This is a genomic window from Sphingobacterium sp. UBA7631 (assembly GCF_002483935.1).
In the GTDB taxonomy this organism is placed as follows: domain Bacteria; phylum Bacteroidota; class Bacteroidia; order Sphingobacteriales; family Sphingobacteriaceae; genus Sphingobacterium; species Sphingobacterium multivorum.
The window spans coordinates 213505-232430 of record NZ_DLIX01000005.1 but is presented as its reverse complement, the minus strand read 5'-3'; the positions used below and the strand labels follow the sequence as shown (position 1 = coordinate 232430).

Below are 18926 nucleotides of genomic sequence, written 5' to 3'. Positions count from 1 at the left end.
TTTGGGCATCTATTTGAAAGCGGATAACGAGCTATAGGTATTAATTTTAGACTTTTATGAATTAGATTTAGTAATTTAGGGCACAACAATAAAAACAATACGTTGAGATTTGATGAATTTGGCTTTGTTCCGGCTTTGGAAGAAGGTTTAGAAAGTATGATGTTTGAGGAGGCTACGCCGATCCAAGAACAGACCATCCCGATTATTAAAGAGGGAAAAGATATGATTGCCTGTGCACAGACAGGTACAGGTAAAACAGCAGCTTATATGTTGCCGATCCTCGATGCAATAGCACGGAATTCAAGGGAATCTATCCTCGCTATTATCCTTGTTCCGACCCGGGAACTTGCTATGCAAATTGACCAGCAGATTATGGGCATGTCTTATTATACGGGTGCAACATCCATAGCCATTTATGGTGGTGGTGATGGTATGGGGTATGAACAGCAAAAACGGGCCATACGAGAGGGGGTAAATATTATTGTTGCTACGCCGGGAAGGTTGATAAGCCATCTTACCTCCATGAAGATTGATCTCTCTCATTTAAAGCACTTTGTTTTGGATGAAGCCGATAGTATGCTGGATATGGGATTTCAAGACGATATTTTACGTATTGTAAGTTATCTACCGAAGAAAAAGCAGATGCTTTTGTTTTCGGCGACGATGCCGATGAAGATCAGATCTTTTGCCCGAAAAATTCTGCAAGAGCCTGTGGAAGTTAATATTGCCATTTCTAAACCTTCGGAAGGGATAGATCAACGTGTATATCTTGCGTATGATCAACAGAAAATGGAGCTTCTGAAGAATATACTGAAGGATCCGAACTATGTATCTGTTATTATTTTTGCGTCCCAAAAAACTACGGTCAAACTTCTCGCTCAGGAATTACAGAAGCAGGGGATTGATGCGGAGGGTTTCCATTCGGATCTCGAGCAGTCGAAACGGGAAGATATCATGGCTAGATTCCGGTCTCGTCAGGTACGGGTACTGGTAGGGACAGATGTGATATCTCGCGGTATCGATGTGGTGGGGATCAGTTTGGTCGTTAATTACGATGTTCCACCGGATCCGGAAGACTACGTACACCGTATTGGACGTACGGCACGGGCAGCAACTACAGGAACAGCCATTACCTTTGTCAATGAGAAAGACCAAAACCGTTTCGCTCAGATCGAGAATTTAATAGGTTATCCGATTGAACAACTTCCATTGCCAGAGGGGTTTGAAGCGGGACCTACTTACAATCCTGCCAAAAAGAATCCACAGCATAAGAAGAAGCGTTTCAATAGGAATAAAAATAAAAACTATCAGAAAGCTAAAAGAGCCTGATTTTAAAATACAAAGCCCCCATATGAGAAAAATATGGGGGCTTTGTATTTGAGTATATATTGTATTTAACTTTTATTCAACAGTCCATACGGCCAATTCATATCCATCAGGATCCTGGAACTGAAATCTTTTTCCTCCGGGAAAGCTAAAAATATCTTTTAATATGGTCCCGCCAGCACGGATAACCTGATCACGCGTAGCCTGTAGATCGTCGGCATAGATAACGACGAGAATACTGCCATTTCTGGGGTCACCAAGTGTAAAACCACCATCAACATATTTTCCGCCAAAAGCCGTATATGCTGGTCCGTAATCCGTAAACTCCCAACCGAAACTCGTTGAGTAGAATGCTTTGGCACGTTCAAGGTCGCTTGATACAAACTCAAGGTATTGGATCTGCTGGTTGACAAATTTGTTTTCTGTACTGCTATTGCTCATAACGGAACTATCTATTTAATGTATATATAATAAATTGCTTGACCGGTTGTGCCGGTTTTGGAATTAACCCGAATCGTTTCATAAATATAAGGCTTTGTTGAAAATGACACACATTTTTCTTTTCAACATGTTTTTTCGGGGCTACCTGTTTATCGGGGCTACCTGCTTGGCACAAGGAGGAAACAATATTCATTTCCCAATCTTCGTTGGACTGGGAAATGAATGGAGGTTGTTAAGCGCTCTTTTTACTGCTGATCCAATACTGCAATAACACAGATGAAACTACCAAAAACAGTCCAACATAGAAGGATAGGTTTAATTCTCTTGCTTCATTAAGAAGTAAAAATGCAATCAAAATAGCATATACTGGCTCAAGATTTAAGCTTAAGTTCAATGTAAATGCTGATATCTTCTTTAAGATTTCTGTAAATGCGAGATAGACTCCCACAGTGCAACATAAAGATAGGATGATCAGATAGAAAATATCCAGGGCATTGGGAATGAAAGTGCTGATTGGATAGTGCTGAATGTAAAAAGGAAGTAGACATGCCAGCCCTATTGTTCCACCGATCATTTGATAATAATTAATGCATATTGCATTGTACTTTTTGGTCAATTTTTCATTGTGAACCGCATAGAGTGAGGCAAAAGCCGGAGAAATTATCCCTAAGACTATGCCAAGCTGGTGTGAGGTATCGAAGTGAAATATCAGTGCTATCCCACACAACGTAAGTCCACTCAACAGAAGTTCAGACAATCTAAATTTCGTTTTATTGATCATCGGTGCAAAAATAGCGGTAAAAAAACTTGCCATACAGTAGCAGATCACGCCGATGGAAATGTTTGAATATTTGATGCTAGCATAGAATAATAGCCAGGATGCTGTCAATAGTAGCCCATTTTTTGCAATATGCAGTTTCTCTTTGAAAGTAAAATCTGTAGGTATTTTATACCATTTTAGAATAAAAAATAGGATAACGGCAGCTAAAAATACACGGTACCATGTGAGTATCCCCTCGTTGAGTGAAATCACTTTTCCAAATACGCCAGATAGTCCCAGGCACAGCACAGCAAGGTGCAGCATGAAATATGAATGTTTCATAAGAAATTGTCTTCCAGTTCCGCCCAATAAGGACGAAAGATGTTAAATAATAAAATTGATAGAAAATAAGAAGCACAGCAAATCGGTCCATTTCTGGTATTGGGCTTCAGTAATATCGGGAAAAAATATTACGCTACTGGAGGAGGAAGACAACTCGTTCTATTCATCATATTTGTATTTACCCGAAGATAGGGAATTTTGGGCGCAGCTGCAAAAAAGTAATGAAAAAGCCCCTAGGAAGTTTTTGCTTCTAGGGGCGTATATTTATTCAGTTGCCTTTATTTTGTGCTTTTTATTTTCTGCTTTTATGGCGTATTTGGCGGTAAAGTATCCGTTCCGCCCCCCAGTGCACGGTAAAGATCTATGGCCGCATTGAGCTTTTCCCGTTTTACTGTAATACGTTCCAAATCATTTTGAAGTGCATTGTTTTGGGCAGTTATCACTTCCAAATAGTTTGCCATCCCACTTTTGTAAAGTAAGGCCGCATCAGCGGTGGCTTTGGCGAGGGCATTTGATTTGGCGTGGATAAGTCGCAGGCGCTGTTCTGTATGTTTGATTTTTGCCAAGGCATCAGAAACTTCCGAAACTGCGACCATAACCGACTGTTTAAACTGCAAAGCTATCTTTTCGCGTTCGATGACCGATATCTCATAGTTTGTTTTCAAGGCCCCTTTCTGAAAAATCGGTTGAGCAATATTCCCTGCTATTGTTTTCACAATAGAACCCGGTAGATCAAACCATTTGCTAAATTGAATGGAGTTTGTACCAATGGATGGAGTCAAGCTTATGGAGGGGTACATTGCTGCTTTAGCGAGTCCCATTCTGCTTGTCGCAGCCACAACAGCGTATTCAGCTGCTCTGACATCTGGTCTGCGGCTTAATAGTTCGGCCGGTACCCCTGCGGCAAGTCCGTCTCCAACAATCGTATCATCTAAACTTGCTGTACGTTGAATGCCCTCGGGGAAACCTCCGCAAAGAATGCTCAGTGCATTTTCTTCGACCGCCATATTTTGATGGGCTAGGGGAATTAATAATTCAGCAGTTTTCTTCTGAGCTTCGGCTTGCTCCACAGCAAGCGAACTGACCAGTGATGAGTTGTATTGCAAACGTATCATATTCAGTGTGCTATCGCTCAATTGAACATTTCTTTGTGCAATCTTAAGCTGTTCATCCAAAGCAATCAGATTGTAATATGACTGGATGACCTGTACAATAACCCGGGTTTTCAAAGCCGATAAATTTTCCTTTTGGCCAAAAAAATTGGCCAAGGATTCTTCTTTTTGCATTTTTACCTTTCCCCATATATCGGCTTCCCAAGACAATCTGAGCGTAGCACTATAATCGTCCATATGAGGCGTCCCGATAAATTGGTCACTTAGTGAGCCATTTAAAGAGTTGCTCGATAACCAGGTTCTATTCGCTCCAATACTTAAATCAGCTGTTGGTAGTAATCCTTTCTTAGACTGCTTGTACGCGAGTTCCAATTGTTGCATGTTCAGGAGTGCTACATTGACGTTCGTATTATTGGACAAAGCCTTTTCAATGAGTGATGTCAACAGGGGATCCTGTACAAAGTTACGCCAGGATAGCTGTAGCGTATCAGACGTCACGACAACCTCGCTGTTTTTGAAATTTTCGGGCATTGCTATCTCCTGACGGGTGTATTTTTTGCCCACGCTGCATGCGGACAACAACAGGGTAGTGCTTGCGAAAATTGTTATATAGTGATGAAATTTTTTCATTTTAATCGTTTGTATTGTGTACTGTATTGTCCGTAAGTTTTTTACCCGAAACTTTTTCTTGCAAATATTGGAACACCAGGTACAGTAATGGTATAATAATTACCCCAAGGATAACACCGCTTAACATACCCATTGCTGCTCCTGTACTGATGGAATGGTTACCTGTAGCCGTTCCGCCGGTCGCAAACATCAAGGGGACCATACCCGCAATGAAAGCCAATGAAGTCATCAAGATTGGGCGTAGACGAGCTCTTGCGCCTTCTAAAGCCGAATCAATGAGTGAGGAGCCTGCTCTTCTCCGCTGTAAAGCAAATTCAACAATCAAAATGGCATTTTTTGCCAAAAGACCGATGAGCATGATCAAGCCGACCTGGACGTAGATATTGTTGTCCAATCCAATAGCACGTGTTCCTAGGAAAGAGCCGATCATACCTGTTGGGATTGATAACAGGACGGCAAGAGGCAATAAATAACTTTCGTACTGTGCTGATAGTAAGAAATAGACAAATAGCAAGCTTAATGCTAAGATAAGTACGGTTTGATTGCCTGATGACTTCTCTTCCAAGCTAAGTCCCGTCCATTCGTAGCTGTAGTCTCCCGGTAACTTGGTCAATACATTTTTCTCCAATGTTTCCATGATCGCACCATTACTGATATCAGGCGTACTAACAACGTTTATCGTGAGCGAATTGTATAAATTATAACGGGTTACCGACTCAGGACCATACACTTTACGAAGTGTGACCAAGGTATTTACAGGGACCATTTGGCCAAGATTATTCTTGACAAATATTTCGTTGAATGCTTCTTTATCGGTTCTATAAATGCCATCAGCTTTAACTGCTATCCGATAGAATTTACCGAAACGATTGAAATTCAATGATTGGTCACCCGCAAAGTAAGTTTGAACGGACGAAAGCATTTCACTGACATCTACGCCAAGTTGGGCCGCTTTGTCTTCATCTACTTCTAACTCCATCTGTGGATAATCTGCTCTGAACATGGTATAGGCAAATTGCACTCCCGGTTGTTTCATAATCTGCGCAATAACGGAGTCGGACATTGCTTTGAGCTCTACCGGCGATTTACCAGCTCTGTCCTGCAAAACGAGTTCCGCGCCATTCATCATACCATAACCATCAACAGGAGGGGAGCGAAATGCCATTGCGTTACCTTCTTTGACACTGGATAATTTTTGTGAGATAACTTGGTGAATCTGATCAATATCGTTCATCTCACCACGTTTCTTTTTATCTTTCAAGCGTATAAATCCTGTCGCATAGGCTGCGCTGGAGTTGTTACCGATCATATTGAATCCAGTAATACTTGTATGGCTTTCAATCGAAGGGATATCGGCCAGTAGTTTTTCGATTTTTTCTACTGCTTTTGTTGTTCGGTCCAGTCCCGTTCCTGGGGGCATTTCCAAACTGTATACGACAAAGTTATCATCTTCCATTGGTACGAAACTTTTGGAAGTGCTTGTCATGAGGTACCCCGCAACGCCAATTGTAGCCAGGATCAAAAGTGACGAAATCCATTTTTTCTTTGCAAGGAATTTTAATGAACCAACGTATCGATTGGTCATGTTTTCGAAGCCTGCGTTAAACGCTTTGAAAAAACGCTGAGAAAACCCAGTTTTTGAGGTCTGTCCATCTTGATTTTCGGCGTGTGTATTTTTAAGTAATAATGCACATAGTGCAGGTGTCAGCGTCAAGGCATTGATCGCAGAGATCACAATGGCGATCACAAGAGTATAGGCAAACTGTTTATAAAACATGCCCGATGAACCTGTCATAAATCCAATGGGAATAAAAACTGCACACATCACCAAGGTAATGGAGATTACAGCTCCCGTGATTTCACTCATGGCACTATGGGTAGCCTGTTTACCTGTTAAATTGGAAGTCTCCATCTTTCCATGTACTGCTTCGACAACGACAATTGCATCATCGACAACAATACCAATGGCGAGTACGAGGGCAAATAACGTCAATATATTGATGGTAAAGCCAAATACGAGCAAGAAGAAGAAGGTACCTACGATAGCTACAGGGACTGCAATTGCTGGAATAATAGTCGATCGTATGTCTTGTAAGAATAAGAATACAACGAGGAAAACCAAAATGAAGGCTTCAATTAATGTCGAGCGTACTTGGGCTGTACTTTCATCCAAGCGCTCCTTGGTACTGATCAATTTAAAAATCTTGATTCCAGGAGGGAATGAGCGTTGCGCTATTTCAATCTGTTTGTCGATTCCAATTTCAATTTCATTGGCGTTGGAGCCTGATGTCTGGAATATACCGATGGTGACGGTATTGAGACCGTTATTTTGGGAATTACCGCTATAGCTGATCGAGCCAAACTCAATACGTGCCACATCCTTTAAACGTACGATCTGGACATTATTGTTTTTAACGATAATGTTTTCATACTGCTCTGGAAGATTCTTTTTCCCCTTATAGCGTATAACATATTCAAGAGGTGCTTTTGATTCTTCACCTAATTTTCCAGGTGCAGATTCCAGACTTTGTTTGGAAATTGCAGCGATGACTTCTTGCGGCACAAGTCCATAACTTGCCATTTTTTGCGGATTCAACCATACACGCATCGAATAGTCTTTGGAACCAAATACCATCGCCTGACCGACCCCGGGAACACGCTTGATCTGTGGGATCAAGTTGATGTTCACATAATTCTGTAAAAATAGTTCATCATATTTTTTATTATCTTCTGTATAGATATTAAATATCATGATCATACTATTTTGTTGCTTGGAGGTCGTTAATCCCATCCGGACAACTTCCTGTGGCAAGATCGGAGTAGCCTGTTGTACTCTGTTTTGCACGTTGACGGCTGCTTGATCTGGGTTTACACCTGCTTTAAAGACAATGCGCACAGAGAATGTACCATCGTTACTTGCAGTCGATGTAATGTATTCCATGTCCTCCACACCATTGATTTGTTCCTCAAGGGGTGTAACAACTGATCTCAATACTGTTTCGCTATTTCCTCCGGGATAGCTTCCGGTAACTTGGACCGTGGGCGGGGCGATATCCGGGAATCGCGTTTGGGGCAGCCTAAAAAGACCGATGACCCCCAGTATGACAAATATGATCGATATAACAGTTGCCAAAACTGGCCTGTCAATAAATTTCTTTAACATTTTAGTATAATTTTTATAAAGCTTTTAGTACCATTTTTTAAAAACGCATACGGAACGTAAAGGCGTGTTACCGCTCTTTGGACGTTGCAGCTTTTGCCATGATCGCTATTGCCTAGATTTCTCCCAAATATTTAAAAAGGAACTTTTTCAGCAGCTCTGTCGTTGCTTTCTACGCTCCATCTGGTTACATGGTGGATTTTTTAGTCGGTTGAACTTGCATTCCATCGTTAAGCATGTCAATTCTATTCATAACGATTTTTTCACCAGCTGTAAGTCCTGATTTAAGTAAATAGGCGTTGGCGGTATTTCCCGCAATTTCAATCTGTTTCATGGAAATTTTGTTCTTTTCGCCAATAACATAAACGAAGTAGCGATCTTGAATATCCTTGACAGCCGCCATAGGTACCAACAATACGTTTTCGTGCGCTTTTTTCAAGATTACTTTGGCTGAACCACCCGAACGGAGAATTTTATCAGGGTTGGTGAAACTTGCTTTAAGTGCCATGCTTCCGGTTGTTCTGTCGATGTTACCACTGGCTAATTCTACTTTCCCCGAATGGTTGTATGCCGTTCCATCAGCTAGTAATAGCGTTGCTTGTTGATTGGATGATTTGTTATTCTGATCTTTGATAAAGGTTATAAAATCGGCCTCACTCAATGAAAAATACACATTTACGGTATTGATTTCAGATAGCGTTGTTAACGGTGTCGCATCTGCTGCGGTAATTAAATTTCCGATCCGATTAGGAATACGGCCGATATAACCACTCACTGGTGCATTGATCAACGTAAATTTGGCATTTATTTGAGATGAACCGAGTGCAGCTTGTGCTTGCGCTACCTGTGCTTTAGCTGCGGCATAATTGGCCTCTGCAGTTTTTAACTGTAATTCGGTATACACTTTACCTTCAACAAGTGGTTTGATTTTTTCAATCTCCAATTTCGCGTTTTGTTCTGCCGATAAAGCAGCTTGGTAAGCTGCCTTGCTGTTGTTTACTTGTTCGTTGTAGACATCAGCTTTTATTTTGAAAAGGGGTTGACCCTGGGATACATAGTCTCCTTCTTTGACATAAATCTGATCCAGATATCCCGTTACTTGCGCTTTGACATCGACGTTGACGGTCCCCTCTAATGTACCAGGATATTTTTTTTCGGTCTCCGCGTGGGTAGGAGATAATTCGATAAAGTCAACAGTAACTGCCTGCTCTTGCGGTTGATCTTGGTTGCCTCCACAGGACGATAATAATGCTGCTGCTGTAATAAGTGTAAGGAAAGGTTTTAAAGTCATCGTTCTTTGTGCCATTTTATCATTTTATAATGAAACAAAGAAAAGAATTCTTTTAAGCCATAAGGCAAAGAAATCTACCGAGACGTTACAATTGCTTACTGAAACGTCACAGTGGTGAGCTGAATTTTACGATATTAAATGGTACGATCCAATTGTGTTGAAGATATTGGGCTTATAGATTAACATCCCTTCTTCATCGCGAAAACTTACTTTGCCTTTCTGACGAAAAAAGGAGCAAGCGGATCAGTTTTAACATTAATAGTCTAACCAATTTTTTAGCAGTTGAGCCTTTTCTCTGCTCACAAGGATTTCCACTTGATCGTTATTTTTAATTTCTATTTTTAGTTTTCCGTTGAAGTGGTTATGTAATCTTTTGATCGCATCTATATGTACAATGAATTGCCTGTTGGCGCGAAAAAATACTTTTGGATTCAATTGCTGTTCGAGTTCTTCCATTGTTTGAGGGACAATTTCGACAGTACCACATTTGAGTTGCGCATGGGTAAGTTTAAATTCGGAGTAAAAGTATAATATTTCTTCGACGAGAATGGTCTTATAACCGTCTTTGAATGGAATTAGAAAACGTGAGCGAAAATCTTTTGGATAGATAAAATCCAATAAACCTTGAAGCGGTTGTTGGTTGATCTGGAGATCTTTTTGATAGTCAAGTTTTTGGATGGCATTTCCCAGCTCTATTTTTTCTACAGGTTTGAGCAAATAATCTATGCTATTGAATTTAAAAGCCCTCACAGCGTATTCGTCAAATGCTGTTGTAAATATGATTGGACAGTCTATTTTTATAGTCTCTAATATTTCAAAGCTTAAACCATCGGATAAACGAATATCCATCATGACCAGGTGGGGAAGTTCATTGCTATTGAACCAATTGATGCTATCCGCAATATTATCAAGTACATCCAAAATAACGATGGATGGTTTTATTTCTTTCAAAAGTCGCTTTAAACGATCGGCATTGAGTTTTTCGTCCTCGATGATTAATACTTTGGTTATATTCATTATGCTTGCGCTAAAAGTGGGAGGATAACGTTAAATGTTTTGCCATCATTCTTTATTTGCAGTTTTAAGTTGGATAGCAAATCGTATCTTTTAATGATGTTTGAAATTCCGATTCCCGATGATTCGGATACATTCTCAATAGGAATTAATATATTTTCAACAACAAGTTGATTCTGGGCGTTGGTGTAGACTTTAATTTTCAGCGGTTTTCTCTTATTTGTCTGATTATGCTTTAATGCATTTTCTACCAATAACTGTAAGGTAAGAGGAGGTAATTGGCAATTGCGTTTGGCGGGATTGACGTTTATTTCGAAGTTTACCCCATCGCCAAATCGGTTTTTGATGAGAAATATGTATGAATTTAGAAAGTTGAGTTCTTCTTCGAGTGAGATAATGTCCTTTTTGGAATTGACAAGAAGGTAGCGATATATTTTGGAGAAGTTTTCTGCATATTCATAGCCTAATTGTTGGTCTTCGAGGATGATTTCTGAGAGCACGCTCAGGTTATTAAAGACAAAATGGGGGTCGATCTGTAATTTTAACGATTGAAGTTCTGTTTCAAGAATGACCTGATCAAGCTTTGCAGCGCGCATGGATTCATTCTTCCAGTTGGTGATCAAATGACTACCAATATTGATCCCCATGATCATCAACGCAATCAATACACTGATTGTAATGTTTTGAATCATCCCCCTTTTTTCCTCCAAAGATGGGGCTATAGTAACATTTTGAGGTCCAAAATAATATTTTGAAATCAGGTACTCCAGAAGTAAATTGATAAAGAGTACTGCAAAAAGGTTGATGACGGTTTCAAGTAGAAGTCGCTCTGTCGGACTATCTTTCCAGGTTAAGAACTTATTAAGCTTGTCATGGACAATGATACTAAATTCGGAAATGATAAAGCTATAAATGATCGTAAATGTCCATTCACCGAGTATTTCAAACATATTCCGTTTAAAATAGCCATCCCAGCAACTCGAGAATGGATCAATAATATAGGCAACGAGATAAATAAGCAGAAAGGACAGAAAGGTAAATATCAGCCTTTTTTTATTTGTACTAATTAGAGTCTTATCGTTTTTATAGATCGCTATATCCTGCATTCTTTTAACTTATCTGTATCGGTGAAATCTATGCAAATTTCGTAATTCCTTTTAGTATTGGACGACAAATTTCTGCTGAAGCGTATAAAGCCCTGACTGAAATATCAATTTGATGCACTCAGGCGTATATTGACGAAGGCTGATAGATGATCTAACCTTGGCCTATCATTGTATAATTCATAATGAAATCCCTGTGCTATTTTTTTTAATATATTGTAAATCTTTTAGTTATTTTTTTTGTTTTATAATCATTTGATCTAATCGTGTCAAAGAGTGACTTTGAATATGGAATTCGTTTTTAGCGATAGACAGAAAGGCTTGACATCATTTCGTCAAGCCTTTCTGTTTTATTGTGGTTACTATTTTTTCGATGTGTTATCTAATAAATTATTTTGGCTCTTGATGAGTTGTTGGTGTATGGATGATATCGAAATAGATCGTTTTGTCATTAGCGTTTGGATAAACTCTATAAGTGAATTCTTTCTTTGTCAATACCGTAATATCAACCACACGAGTAAACAACGTTTCTCCAGCAGCATTTTTAGCAACAATTGTTCTCGTTTTACCATCTGCAGATACGGTCCAGTCGCCGTGCATTTTTGGAGAATTGTCAAGATTGAACATTGTAAAAGTACCATCAGATTTGAAATAAGCAAATCCTACAAAATTTGCCACGTTAGCATCTGTTAATACTACACTTTCACCTTTATTATTCTTTGCGTTTGTTGTTTCCCATGGCGTACTGGCTAATATTTCGCTTGGGGTAAGCTGGGGCTCAACAACAGTTTCATCATCTTTACTGCAGCTCACGACTGCTAATGTGCATAAGGCGATACATACCGCTAGTGCAATCTTTTTTAAATCTCTCATTTTATAAAATTTATATTATGAAACAAAAGTAATCGCATTGGTTCAGTTGCATTTGTCTCTTTTATTCCAAGGTTTGAAGGATTTATAAATTGAATGCGATCGGGTTGTTGAAGAAATTCTAAAAAATAGAAAAAGCTTATGTATTGCCTAATTTGAAGTTTGCTTTACAGGGCGTTATGTTAAAGGTGGTGTAAAAATGAACTTCGGATAAAAATAAAACAGGGGACCCTAAGGGCCCCCCATCTACCAGATATGTATAATAAAATTAGAAAATTGCTTTTTATACCGCATTAGTTATTGCTCCATCCACCTCCCAATGAACGGTATAGATCAACAACAGCAGAAAGCTCCGCTTTTTTTACCTGAGCAAGTTCGAGCTCACTTTGTAAGATATTGCTTTGCGCTGTGATTACTTCCAAGTAGGTGGCCATTCCTGTTTCAAACAAAAGATTGGCATGCTTTGTCGCTTGCTTTAAACGCGTCGTTCTATCCGAAGTAATCTTTTGTTTTTCTTTCAATTTTTGAATTGAAATTAAAGCATCGGATACTTCCCCAGCGGCTGAAATTACTTTTTGCTTGAAGATCAATACATTCTTTTCTTGTTCGACACGCGCCAGCTCATATTGCGTTTTTAATTCCTTGCGTTGGAAAATAGGTTGTGTAATACTCCCTGTAATTGCACCAAATAATGACGCGGGCAAGTTGAACCAATTACTTGCTTTGAATGCGTTTACGCCAGCTTCGGCACTAATCACCAAGGAAGGATACATGCGCGCTTTTGCATACTGTTGATAGGCCTGTGAAGCTGTAACAGCTAGTTCGGCCTGTTTTACATCCGGACGGTGGCTCAACAAATCAGCTGGTATGCCAGTTGCTAGCTCTTCGGGGAACTGGATGTCTGTCAATTTCTCCGCTGTCTTAATCTCTTGGGGGAGTTTTCCGCTAAGAATCTGAATGGCATTTTCTTGAATAGTGATCTGCCGTTCAAAGTCAGGGATTAACGCCGCTGCGGACAATCGTTGCGCATCAACCTGTTCCAACGCAAGCAGCGTAATGTCACCAACTTCATATTGCTGTTGGACGATGCGTAAGGTTGTATCGCTTAATTGCAAGTTTTGTTTGGCAATATCACGCAATTGATATAGCATCAGCAGTTGATAGTAACCTTGTGCAACTTGTGCAATTAATTGGGTTTGAATTACTTTTTTAGCTTCTTCTGTCTGCAGATAGGAAGCTAAAGCAGCGATATTTTGATTTTTGATTTTACCCCATAGATCGGCCTCCCAGGATAAACCTAAGGATGCCGTATAATCCTCCACATGATGTTGGCCTAAAAACTGTCCGAGGCTCAATCCATTCATACTGTTATTGGATGGATTGGTGCTATTTCCCCTGATCTGTAGCTGGGCTGAAGGAAGATAGTTCGCTTTTGCTTGTTTCAGGCTCAGTTGAGACGCTTCTATGTTTTTCAGTGCTAGCTTCATATCTAAGTTATGTTGTATTGCACTGTCAATCAATGTCTGTAGGATTTGATCTTTAAAAAAATCACGCCATGGAATAGAGCCAATGCTAGTTTCCTGCGGAGCTTTAGCTTGGTCGCGGTACTGTTCGGGTAAGTTAGGGGCAAGGTGTTGATTGCTGACCAACTTATCTGTTTTACAGGACCATGCGACAAAAGATAAGATGAAAACCGTCAGTAACTTTGCTTTACTATTCATATATTTAAATTTTGTCATGAGATACTAATTGTTTGTATGCACGGGTATTTCCAACGAAGCGGTCTCGCTTTCATACTGTTTTTGCTTCGGGACACCAGCTATTTTCTCTTGGATAAATTGGAAGAAAATAAAGAGAATCGGGATAATAAAGAGTCCTAAAACTACTCCGGTGAACATCCCACCCGCAGCGGCAATACTGATGGAATGATTTCCTTGAGCAGACGGACCTACGGCTGTCATCATTGGAATCATACCAACAATAAAGGCTAAAGAAGTCATTATAATAGGCCTCAAACGTAATCTTGCGGCTTTAAGTGCAGCGCTAGGAATCGATAGCCCCTGTTTGCGCCCTTGAATAGCAAATTCCACAATTAAAATGGCATTTTTGGCCAGTAAACCAATCAACATGACAAGTGCAACTTGTACATAGATGTTGTTGGCGATATCAGTGAAGCTAATTGCTGCAAAGACGCCAAATATGCCGGTCGGAATGGATAGAATAACCGCTAATGGAATGATGTAGCTTTCATATTGTGCCGCAAGCAAGAAGTAAACAAATATCAGACAGAGAATAAAAATCAATGTAGACTGTCCTCCGGAGACAATTTCTTCCTTGGTCATACCTGAGAATTCATAGGTAAATCCAGTAGGCAATTGTTGTTTTGCAACTTCCTCAACTGCACGGATAGCGTCTCCAGAACTATATCCGGGTTTTGGTATTGCATTTATGCCAATTGAATTAAACAAGTTGTACCGCGATGCTGTTTCCGGTCCATATACACGTTCTAATTTGACTAATGTATTGATGGGAACCATATCACCTAATCTGTTTTTTACAAAAATACCGTCCATTGAAGTAGGTTCACTTCTATCCTTGGCATCAGCTTGGACCATCACACGATAGTACTTTCCAAAACGATTAAAATCTGAAGCTTGGGCACTACCAAAATAGGCCTGCATGGTTTGTAATATACTTTTTGTGCTTACGCCAAGTTGCTCTGCCTTGATATCATCTACCTGGAGCTCATATTGTGGATAATCTGCTTTAAAGGTTGTGAAAGCCATCATGATTTCAGGACGTTTCATCAGTTCGCCAATAAACTTCTGGCCTACGCCACTGAATTTTCCAAGTTGTCCACCGGTTCTGTCCTGCAATACCATATCGAGACCGTCAACATTACTGAACCCTGGTACTGTAGGGAAGGTAAAGACAAAGAAATTTGCGCCTTTGATATTTGCCAGGCGTTGATTCACATCGGCCATAATCGCATTGATGTCTTTTATCTGACCACGTTCTTCATGTGGTTTAAGGAGGATAAATGCAACACCCGCTGAAGGACTTGTGGATTGTGTTAAAATATTGAAACCAGCAAGTACATTTAAAGTTTTGGTAAAATCAGCATGTTGAAGTTGCTTCTCAGCTTCGGCTAATGCCCCAGAAGTACGATCTAACGAAGCGCCTGCAGGCATGGATAAAGAAATGGCAATAAATCCTTGGTCTTCCGACGGAATAAATCCAGTAGGTGTTTTACGGATCATAAATATTGTCAAAAGTAGGGTAATCGCCAATCCTGCAAATGCAACCCACTTGTAACGGATCAAGAAGCGTAGACTACCTAAATAGTTTTTAGTCAACCGGTCAAATCCAACATTGAATCCAGCAAAGAAACGTTCCTTGAAATTAAGTTTCTTAGCATCAGAATGACCATGATGCGTTGGTTTTAAGAAGAGTGCACATAACGCAGGACTTAGTGTCAAGGCATTAATTGCTGAAATAACGATTGCAATCGCTAACGTGAAAGCAAATTGTCGGTAAAACACTCCGGTAGAACCTTCCATAAAGCCGATGGGAAGGAATACGGCAGACATCACCAATGTAATCGAGATAATTGCCCCGGTGATTTCGCTCATGGCAGATGTTGTAGCGAGCTTAGGTGGGAGATTTTCATGTTCCATCTTGGCGTGCACTGCCTCGACGACCACAATTGCATCATCGACGACAATCCCAATGGCAAGCACCAGGGCAAACAAGGTCAATAGATTGATTGAAAAGCCGAAGAGCTGCATGAAGAAAAATGTTCCAACGATGGCTACTGGTACTGCAATCGCTGGTATTAATGTCGATCTAAAGTCCTGAAGGAATAGAAAGACAACTAAAAATACCAATATAAATGCTTCAACTAGTGTATGTTTTACTTGGTCAATAGATTGATCAAGTGCATCTTTTGTGTTGTATAAAACGAGATATTTGACACCTTTCGGAAAGCTTAAAGAGGCTTTCTCCATGAATTTTTGAATCGCGATCTGAATTTCATTTGCATTCGAACCTGCCAGCTGCATTACCCCAATATTCAATCCTGCTTTGCCATTGATACGGGTGTGGCTCGCATAGGTATAGGATCCCAGTTCAACACGAGCGACGTCTTTGAGTTTAAGTACTGAACCGTCAGTGTTGGAGCGGATAATAATATTTTCGTAGTCACTTGGTTGGTTGAGTTTACCTTTATATTTGATCACAAATTCAAAAGCTTCACGGCTGCTCTCGCCGAATTTACCAGGAGCAGCTTCAACGTTTTTATCTTGAATTGCAGCCATAACTTCCTCAGGCGTTAGTTTATAGGTCGCCATTTGATTTGGATTAAGCCATACCCGCATGGAGTAGTCTTTGCTACCACCAAACGCCAATGCTTGTCCAACACCAGGTATCCGTTTCAGTTCGGGAATAATATTGATTTGCGCGTAGTTGGTAATAAAGGTCTGATCGTATTTACTCTGATCTTCCGTATAGAGATCCAATACCATGATCAAGCTGTTTTGCTGTTTTGCTGTTGTAATTCCGGCTTGTACAACCTCAGCGGGCAATTGGCTGGTTGCCTGAGCCACACGATTTTGGACGTTCACAGCAGCTTGGTCAGGGTCAGTGCCAAGTTTAAAATATACGGTAATCATTAACGAGCCGTCGTTACTGGCAGTAGAGCTCATGTAGCTCATATTTTCAACACCGTTGATTGACTCTTCGAGTGAGGGAGCTACGGCACGGAGTACCGTTTCGGCATTTGCCCCAGGATATAATGCCGTTACTTGCACCGCGGGCGGTGCAATATCGGGAAACTGCTGTAAAGGCAGTTTAAGGATACCAATCACCCCCAATATGACAAGTAATATGGAGATAACGGTAGCAAGTACAGGTCTTTCTATAAATTTCTTAAGCATGTGATTTTCTAATATTATAATGAATTGATGCTATCCCTTGATAAAGCTTGTGGCGTAATTTTCTGCCCATCCTGAAGCAGGTCAATGCCTTTGTAGACAATCCGATCTCCCGCATTCAGTCCTTTGCTTACGAGGTAATTTGCACCACTTTTTCCGATGACAGTAATGGGCTGTTGAACAACTTTATTTTCTTTGCCAACGGTGTAAACGAAGATTTTATCCTGCATTTCAAGGGTAGCAAGTTGAGGTACCAATAATGCTTGTGCATACTTCTTCTGTAGTCTTACACGGCCGGTATTTCCGTTACGTAAAACCCCTTCCGGATTGTTGAAAGTCGCGCGGAGGGTAATCGCACCGGTATTTTTGTCAAACTGGCCATCCACCATATCAATTTTTCCTTTCTGATCATAAATTGTCTGATCCGAAAGAACTAAGCTGATCGGAGGTAGGTTGTGAAGCTTTTGTTGTAAATTACTACCTTCTGTATTGTTTTTGAATGCGATAAAGTCATTTTCTCCCAATGAGAAATAGACATGGAGATCCCTTACATTTGACAATGCTGTAAGTGGTTGGGAGTCTGTAGGTCCCACTAAACTCCCTTGTTTGCGCTGCAATCTACCGATGTATCCTTCTGCTGAAGCCCGTATTAGCGTGTATCCGACATTGATTTTTGCCGTTTCAACCGCCGACAGTGCCAGTTGTACATTTGCTCTAGCGGCGTTACGTGCGCTAATTGCAGTTTTTAACTGAAAGTCTGTCAGTACTTTGGTGTTCACCAGCTTTGTTTTCTTTTCCACTTCTAACTCGGCGTTTTCCAAGGAAGCTTTTGCTGCCAGCAAATTTGCCTTAGCTTGATTTAATTGTTCCTGATAAGGGCGGTCGTTAATCTTAAAAAGCGCCTGACCTTTATTTACTTTAGCACCTTCATCGACATAGATGTTTTCCAAAATCCCTTCGACTTGTGGCCTGATCTCAATATTGGCCGAAGCTTCAATAGTTGCTGGATATTCTTGATAAACCGTCTCGTTACCATTCTCGATGGTAACGACCGGAAGGTTAACCGGTGGTGGATCAATGGGTTTGCTCGTGCCTGTTGAACAACTATATAGAAAGATTGCACTGAGCACATATGCAGTCTTTACGATATTAATTCGTTTAACACTGTTAAGTGTTGGAACGTAAATCCTTTTAAGACTTGGTGATAGATTTGTTTTCATGTGATATTAAAAATTGAAGTTTTGGTATATTTAACGGTGTTAGATTTCTTAACGTTGTATTTTTTGGTGTAAAAAAATTAATCAGTCAGGGAGCGTGTGATGCCGTAAATAGCATCCTTTAAAACCTCTTGATTGGTATTGTCGCCATTGCCTTGGTTTACCAAATTGATCGAAATCAATCCATGTATAATTGACCAGTACGTAAAATACTTCCTGCAGATCAATTCTTCGGATGGGTTTTTCTCTTTCATGATTTCACGGATGACATCACTTATCAATTTTCCATGGGATTCAGCACATTTATAGGTTTTTTCAAAACCACAACAGGCCGTTCCCACACCGAACATTAATTGGTACAATTCGCGTTCTTCGAAGGCGAAATCCCAATAGCTAAACCACATTGCTTCCAATTGTTTCTCCAAATCGGTTTCAGTTGATTTGGCTTGTTTTACTTTTTTGGCAAGCAGGAGATAACCTTGGTTAGCAAGCTCCATCAGAATGGCATCTTTATTGGCGAAATACTCGTATATCATGGGGGCAGTATATTCGATGATATCTGCAATTTTGCGCATACTCAAGGCCTGCCATCCTTCTTCTTTGACGATTTGGAGCGCAGCATCTAGAATATTAGTTCTATTCTCATCTTTGAGCCGTTGTATCCGTTCTTTGCTACCCATGCTATGCGTAAATAATTTAACAGTGTTAAGCAAAAGTGATACTTTTAAT

The 18926-nt window shown here is 40.2% G+C and carries 13 protein-coding genes; 1 reads left to right on the top strand and 12 read right to left on the bottom strand.

Annotation, left to right across the window (positions count from 1 at the left end; translation table 11 throughout):
• Positions 1 to 102 precede the first annotated feature (102 nt).
• A complete protein-coding gene (locus B3P16_RS09420; RefSeq protein WP_046674542.1) occupies positions 103 to 1329 on the top strand; it encodes a DEAD/DEAH box helicase in 1227 nt (408 codons plus the stop codon).
• Between the two features lie 72 nt (positions 1330 to 1401).
• On the opposite strand, the gene B3P16_RS09415 is transcribed toward B3P16_RS09420, so the two are convergent.
• The 12 genes from B3P16_RS09415 to B3P16_RS09360 form a co-directional block, all read right to left on the bottom strand.
• Positions 1402 to 1767 (bottom strand): VOC family protein, encoded by a 366-nt coding sequence (locus tag B3P16_RS09415; RefSeq protein ID WP_046674543.1) that lies wholly within the window; start codon positions 1765 to 1767, stop codon positions 1402 to 1404.
• 232 nt (positions 1768 to 1999) lie between these two features.
• Positions 2000 to 2869, bottom strand: a complete 870-nt coding sequence (locus B3P16_RS09410; RefSeq protein WP_115045744.1) for a DMT family transporter — start codon at positions 2867 to 2869, stop codon at positions 2000 to 2002.
• A 305-nt stretch (positions 2870 to 3174) separates the two neighbouring features.
• Positions 3175 to 4611 carry an efflux transporter outer membrane subunit gene (locus tag B3P16_RS09405; protein ID WP_286842641.1) on the bottom strand — a complete coding sequence of 479 codons (1437 nt, stop codon included), beginning with the start codon at positions 4609 to 4611 and terminating at the stop codon, positions 3175 to 3177.
• Between the two features lies 1 nt (position 4612).
• The gene (locus tag B3P16_RS09400) at positions 4613 to 7774 is read right to left on the bottom strand and encodes an efflux RND transporter permease subunit (protein ID WP_286842640.1); all 3162 of its coding nucleotides are present in this window, start codon (positions 7772 to 7774) and stop codon (positions 4613 to 4615) included.
• A 184-nt stretch (positions 7775 to 7958) separates the two neighbouring features.
• Positions 7959 to 9077, bottom strand: a complete 1119-nt coding sequence (locus B3P16_RS09395) for an efflux RND transporter periplasmic adaptor subunit (RefSeq protein WP_286842638.1) — start codon at positions 9075 to 9077, stop codon at positions 7959 to 7961.
• 240 nt (positions 9078 to 9317) lie between these two features.
• Complete coding sequence (locus B3P16_RS09390) at positions 9318 to 10079, bottom strand: LytR/AlgR family response regulator transcription factor (protein ID WP_115045752.1); 762 nt, start codon at positions 10077 to 10079, stop codon at positions 9318 to 9320.
• Complete coding sequence (locus tag B3P16_RS09385; RefSeq protein ID WP_070565481.1) at positions 10079 to 11182, bottom strand: sensor histidine kinase; 1104 nt, start codon at positions 11180 to 11182, stop codon at positions 10079 to 10081. Before B3P16_RS09385 ends, B3P16_RS09390 begins: the two co-directional genes overlap by 1 nt.
• A gap of 387 nt (positions 11183 to 11569) precedes the next feature.
• Positions 11570 to 12052, bottom strand: coding sequence for a DUF4822 domain-containing protein (locus B3P16_RS09380; RefSeq protein ID WP_201639077.1), 483 nt, complete (start codon positions 12050 to 12052; stop codon positions 11570 to 11572).
• Positions 12053 to 12342: 290 nt separating this feature from the next.
• A complete protein-coding gene (locus B3P16_RS09375; protein ID WP_286842635.1) occupies positions 12343 to 13770 on the bottom strand; it encodes an efflux transporter outer membrane subunit in 1428 nt (475 codons plus the stop codon).
• Positions 13771 to 13794: 24 nt separating this feature from the next.
• Positions 13795 to 16983 (bottom strand): efflux RND transporter permease subunit, encoded by a 3189-nt coding sequence (locus B3P16_RS09370; RefSeq protein ID WP_070565477.1) that lies wholly within the window; start codon positions 16981 to 16983, stop codon positions 13795 to 13797.
• Positions 16984 to 16997: 14 nt separating this feature from the next.
• Positions 16998 to 18200: an efflux RND transporter periplasmic adaptor subunit gene (locus B3P16_RS09365; RefSeq protein ID WP_115045755.1), complete on the bottom strand. Its 1203-nt coding sequence runs from the start codon at positions 18198 to 18200 to the stop codon at positions 16998 to 17000.
• A 77-nt stretch (positions 18201 to 18277) separates the two neighbouring features.
• The gene (locus tag B3P16_RS09360) at positions 18278 to 18877 is read right to left on the bottom strand and encodes a TetR/AcrR family transcriptional regulator (RefSeq protein WP_046674552.1); all 600 of its coding nucleotides are present in this window, start codon (positions 18875 to 18877) and stop codon (positions 18278 to 18280) included.
• Positions 18878 to 18926 lie beyond the last annotated feature (49 nt).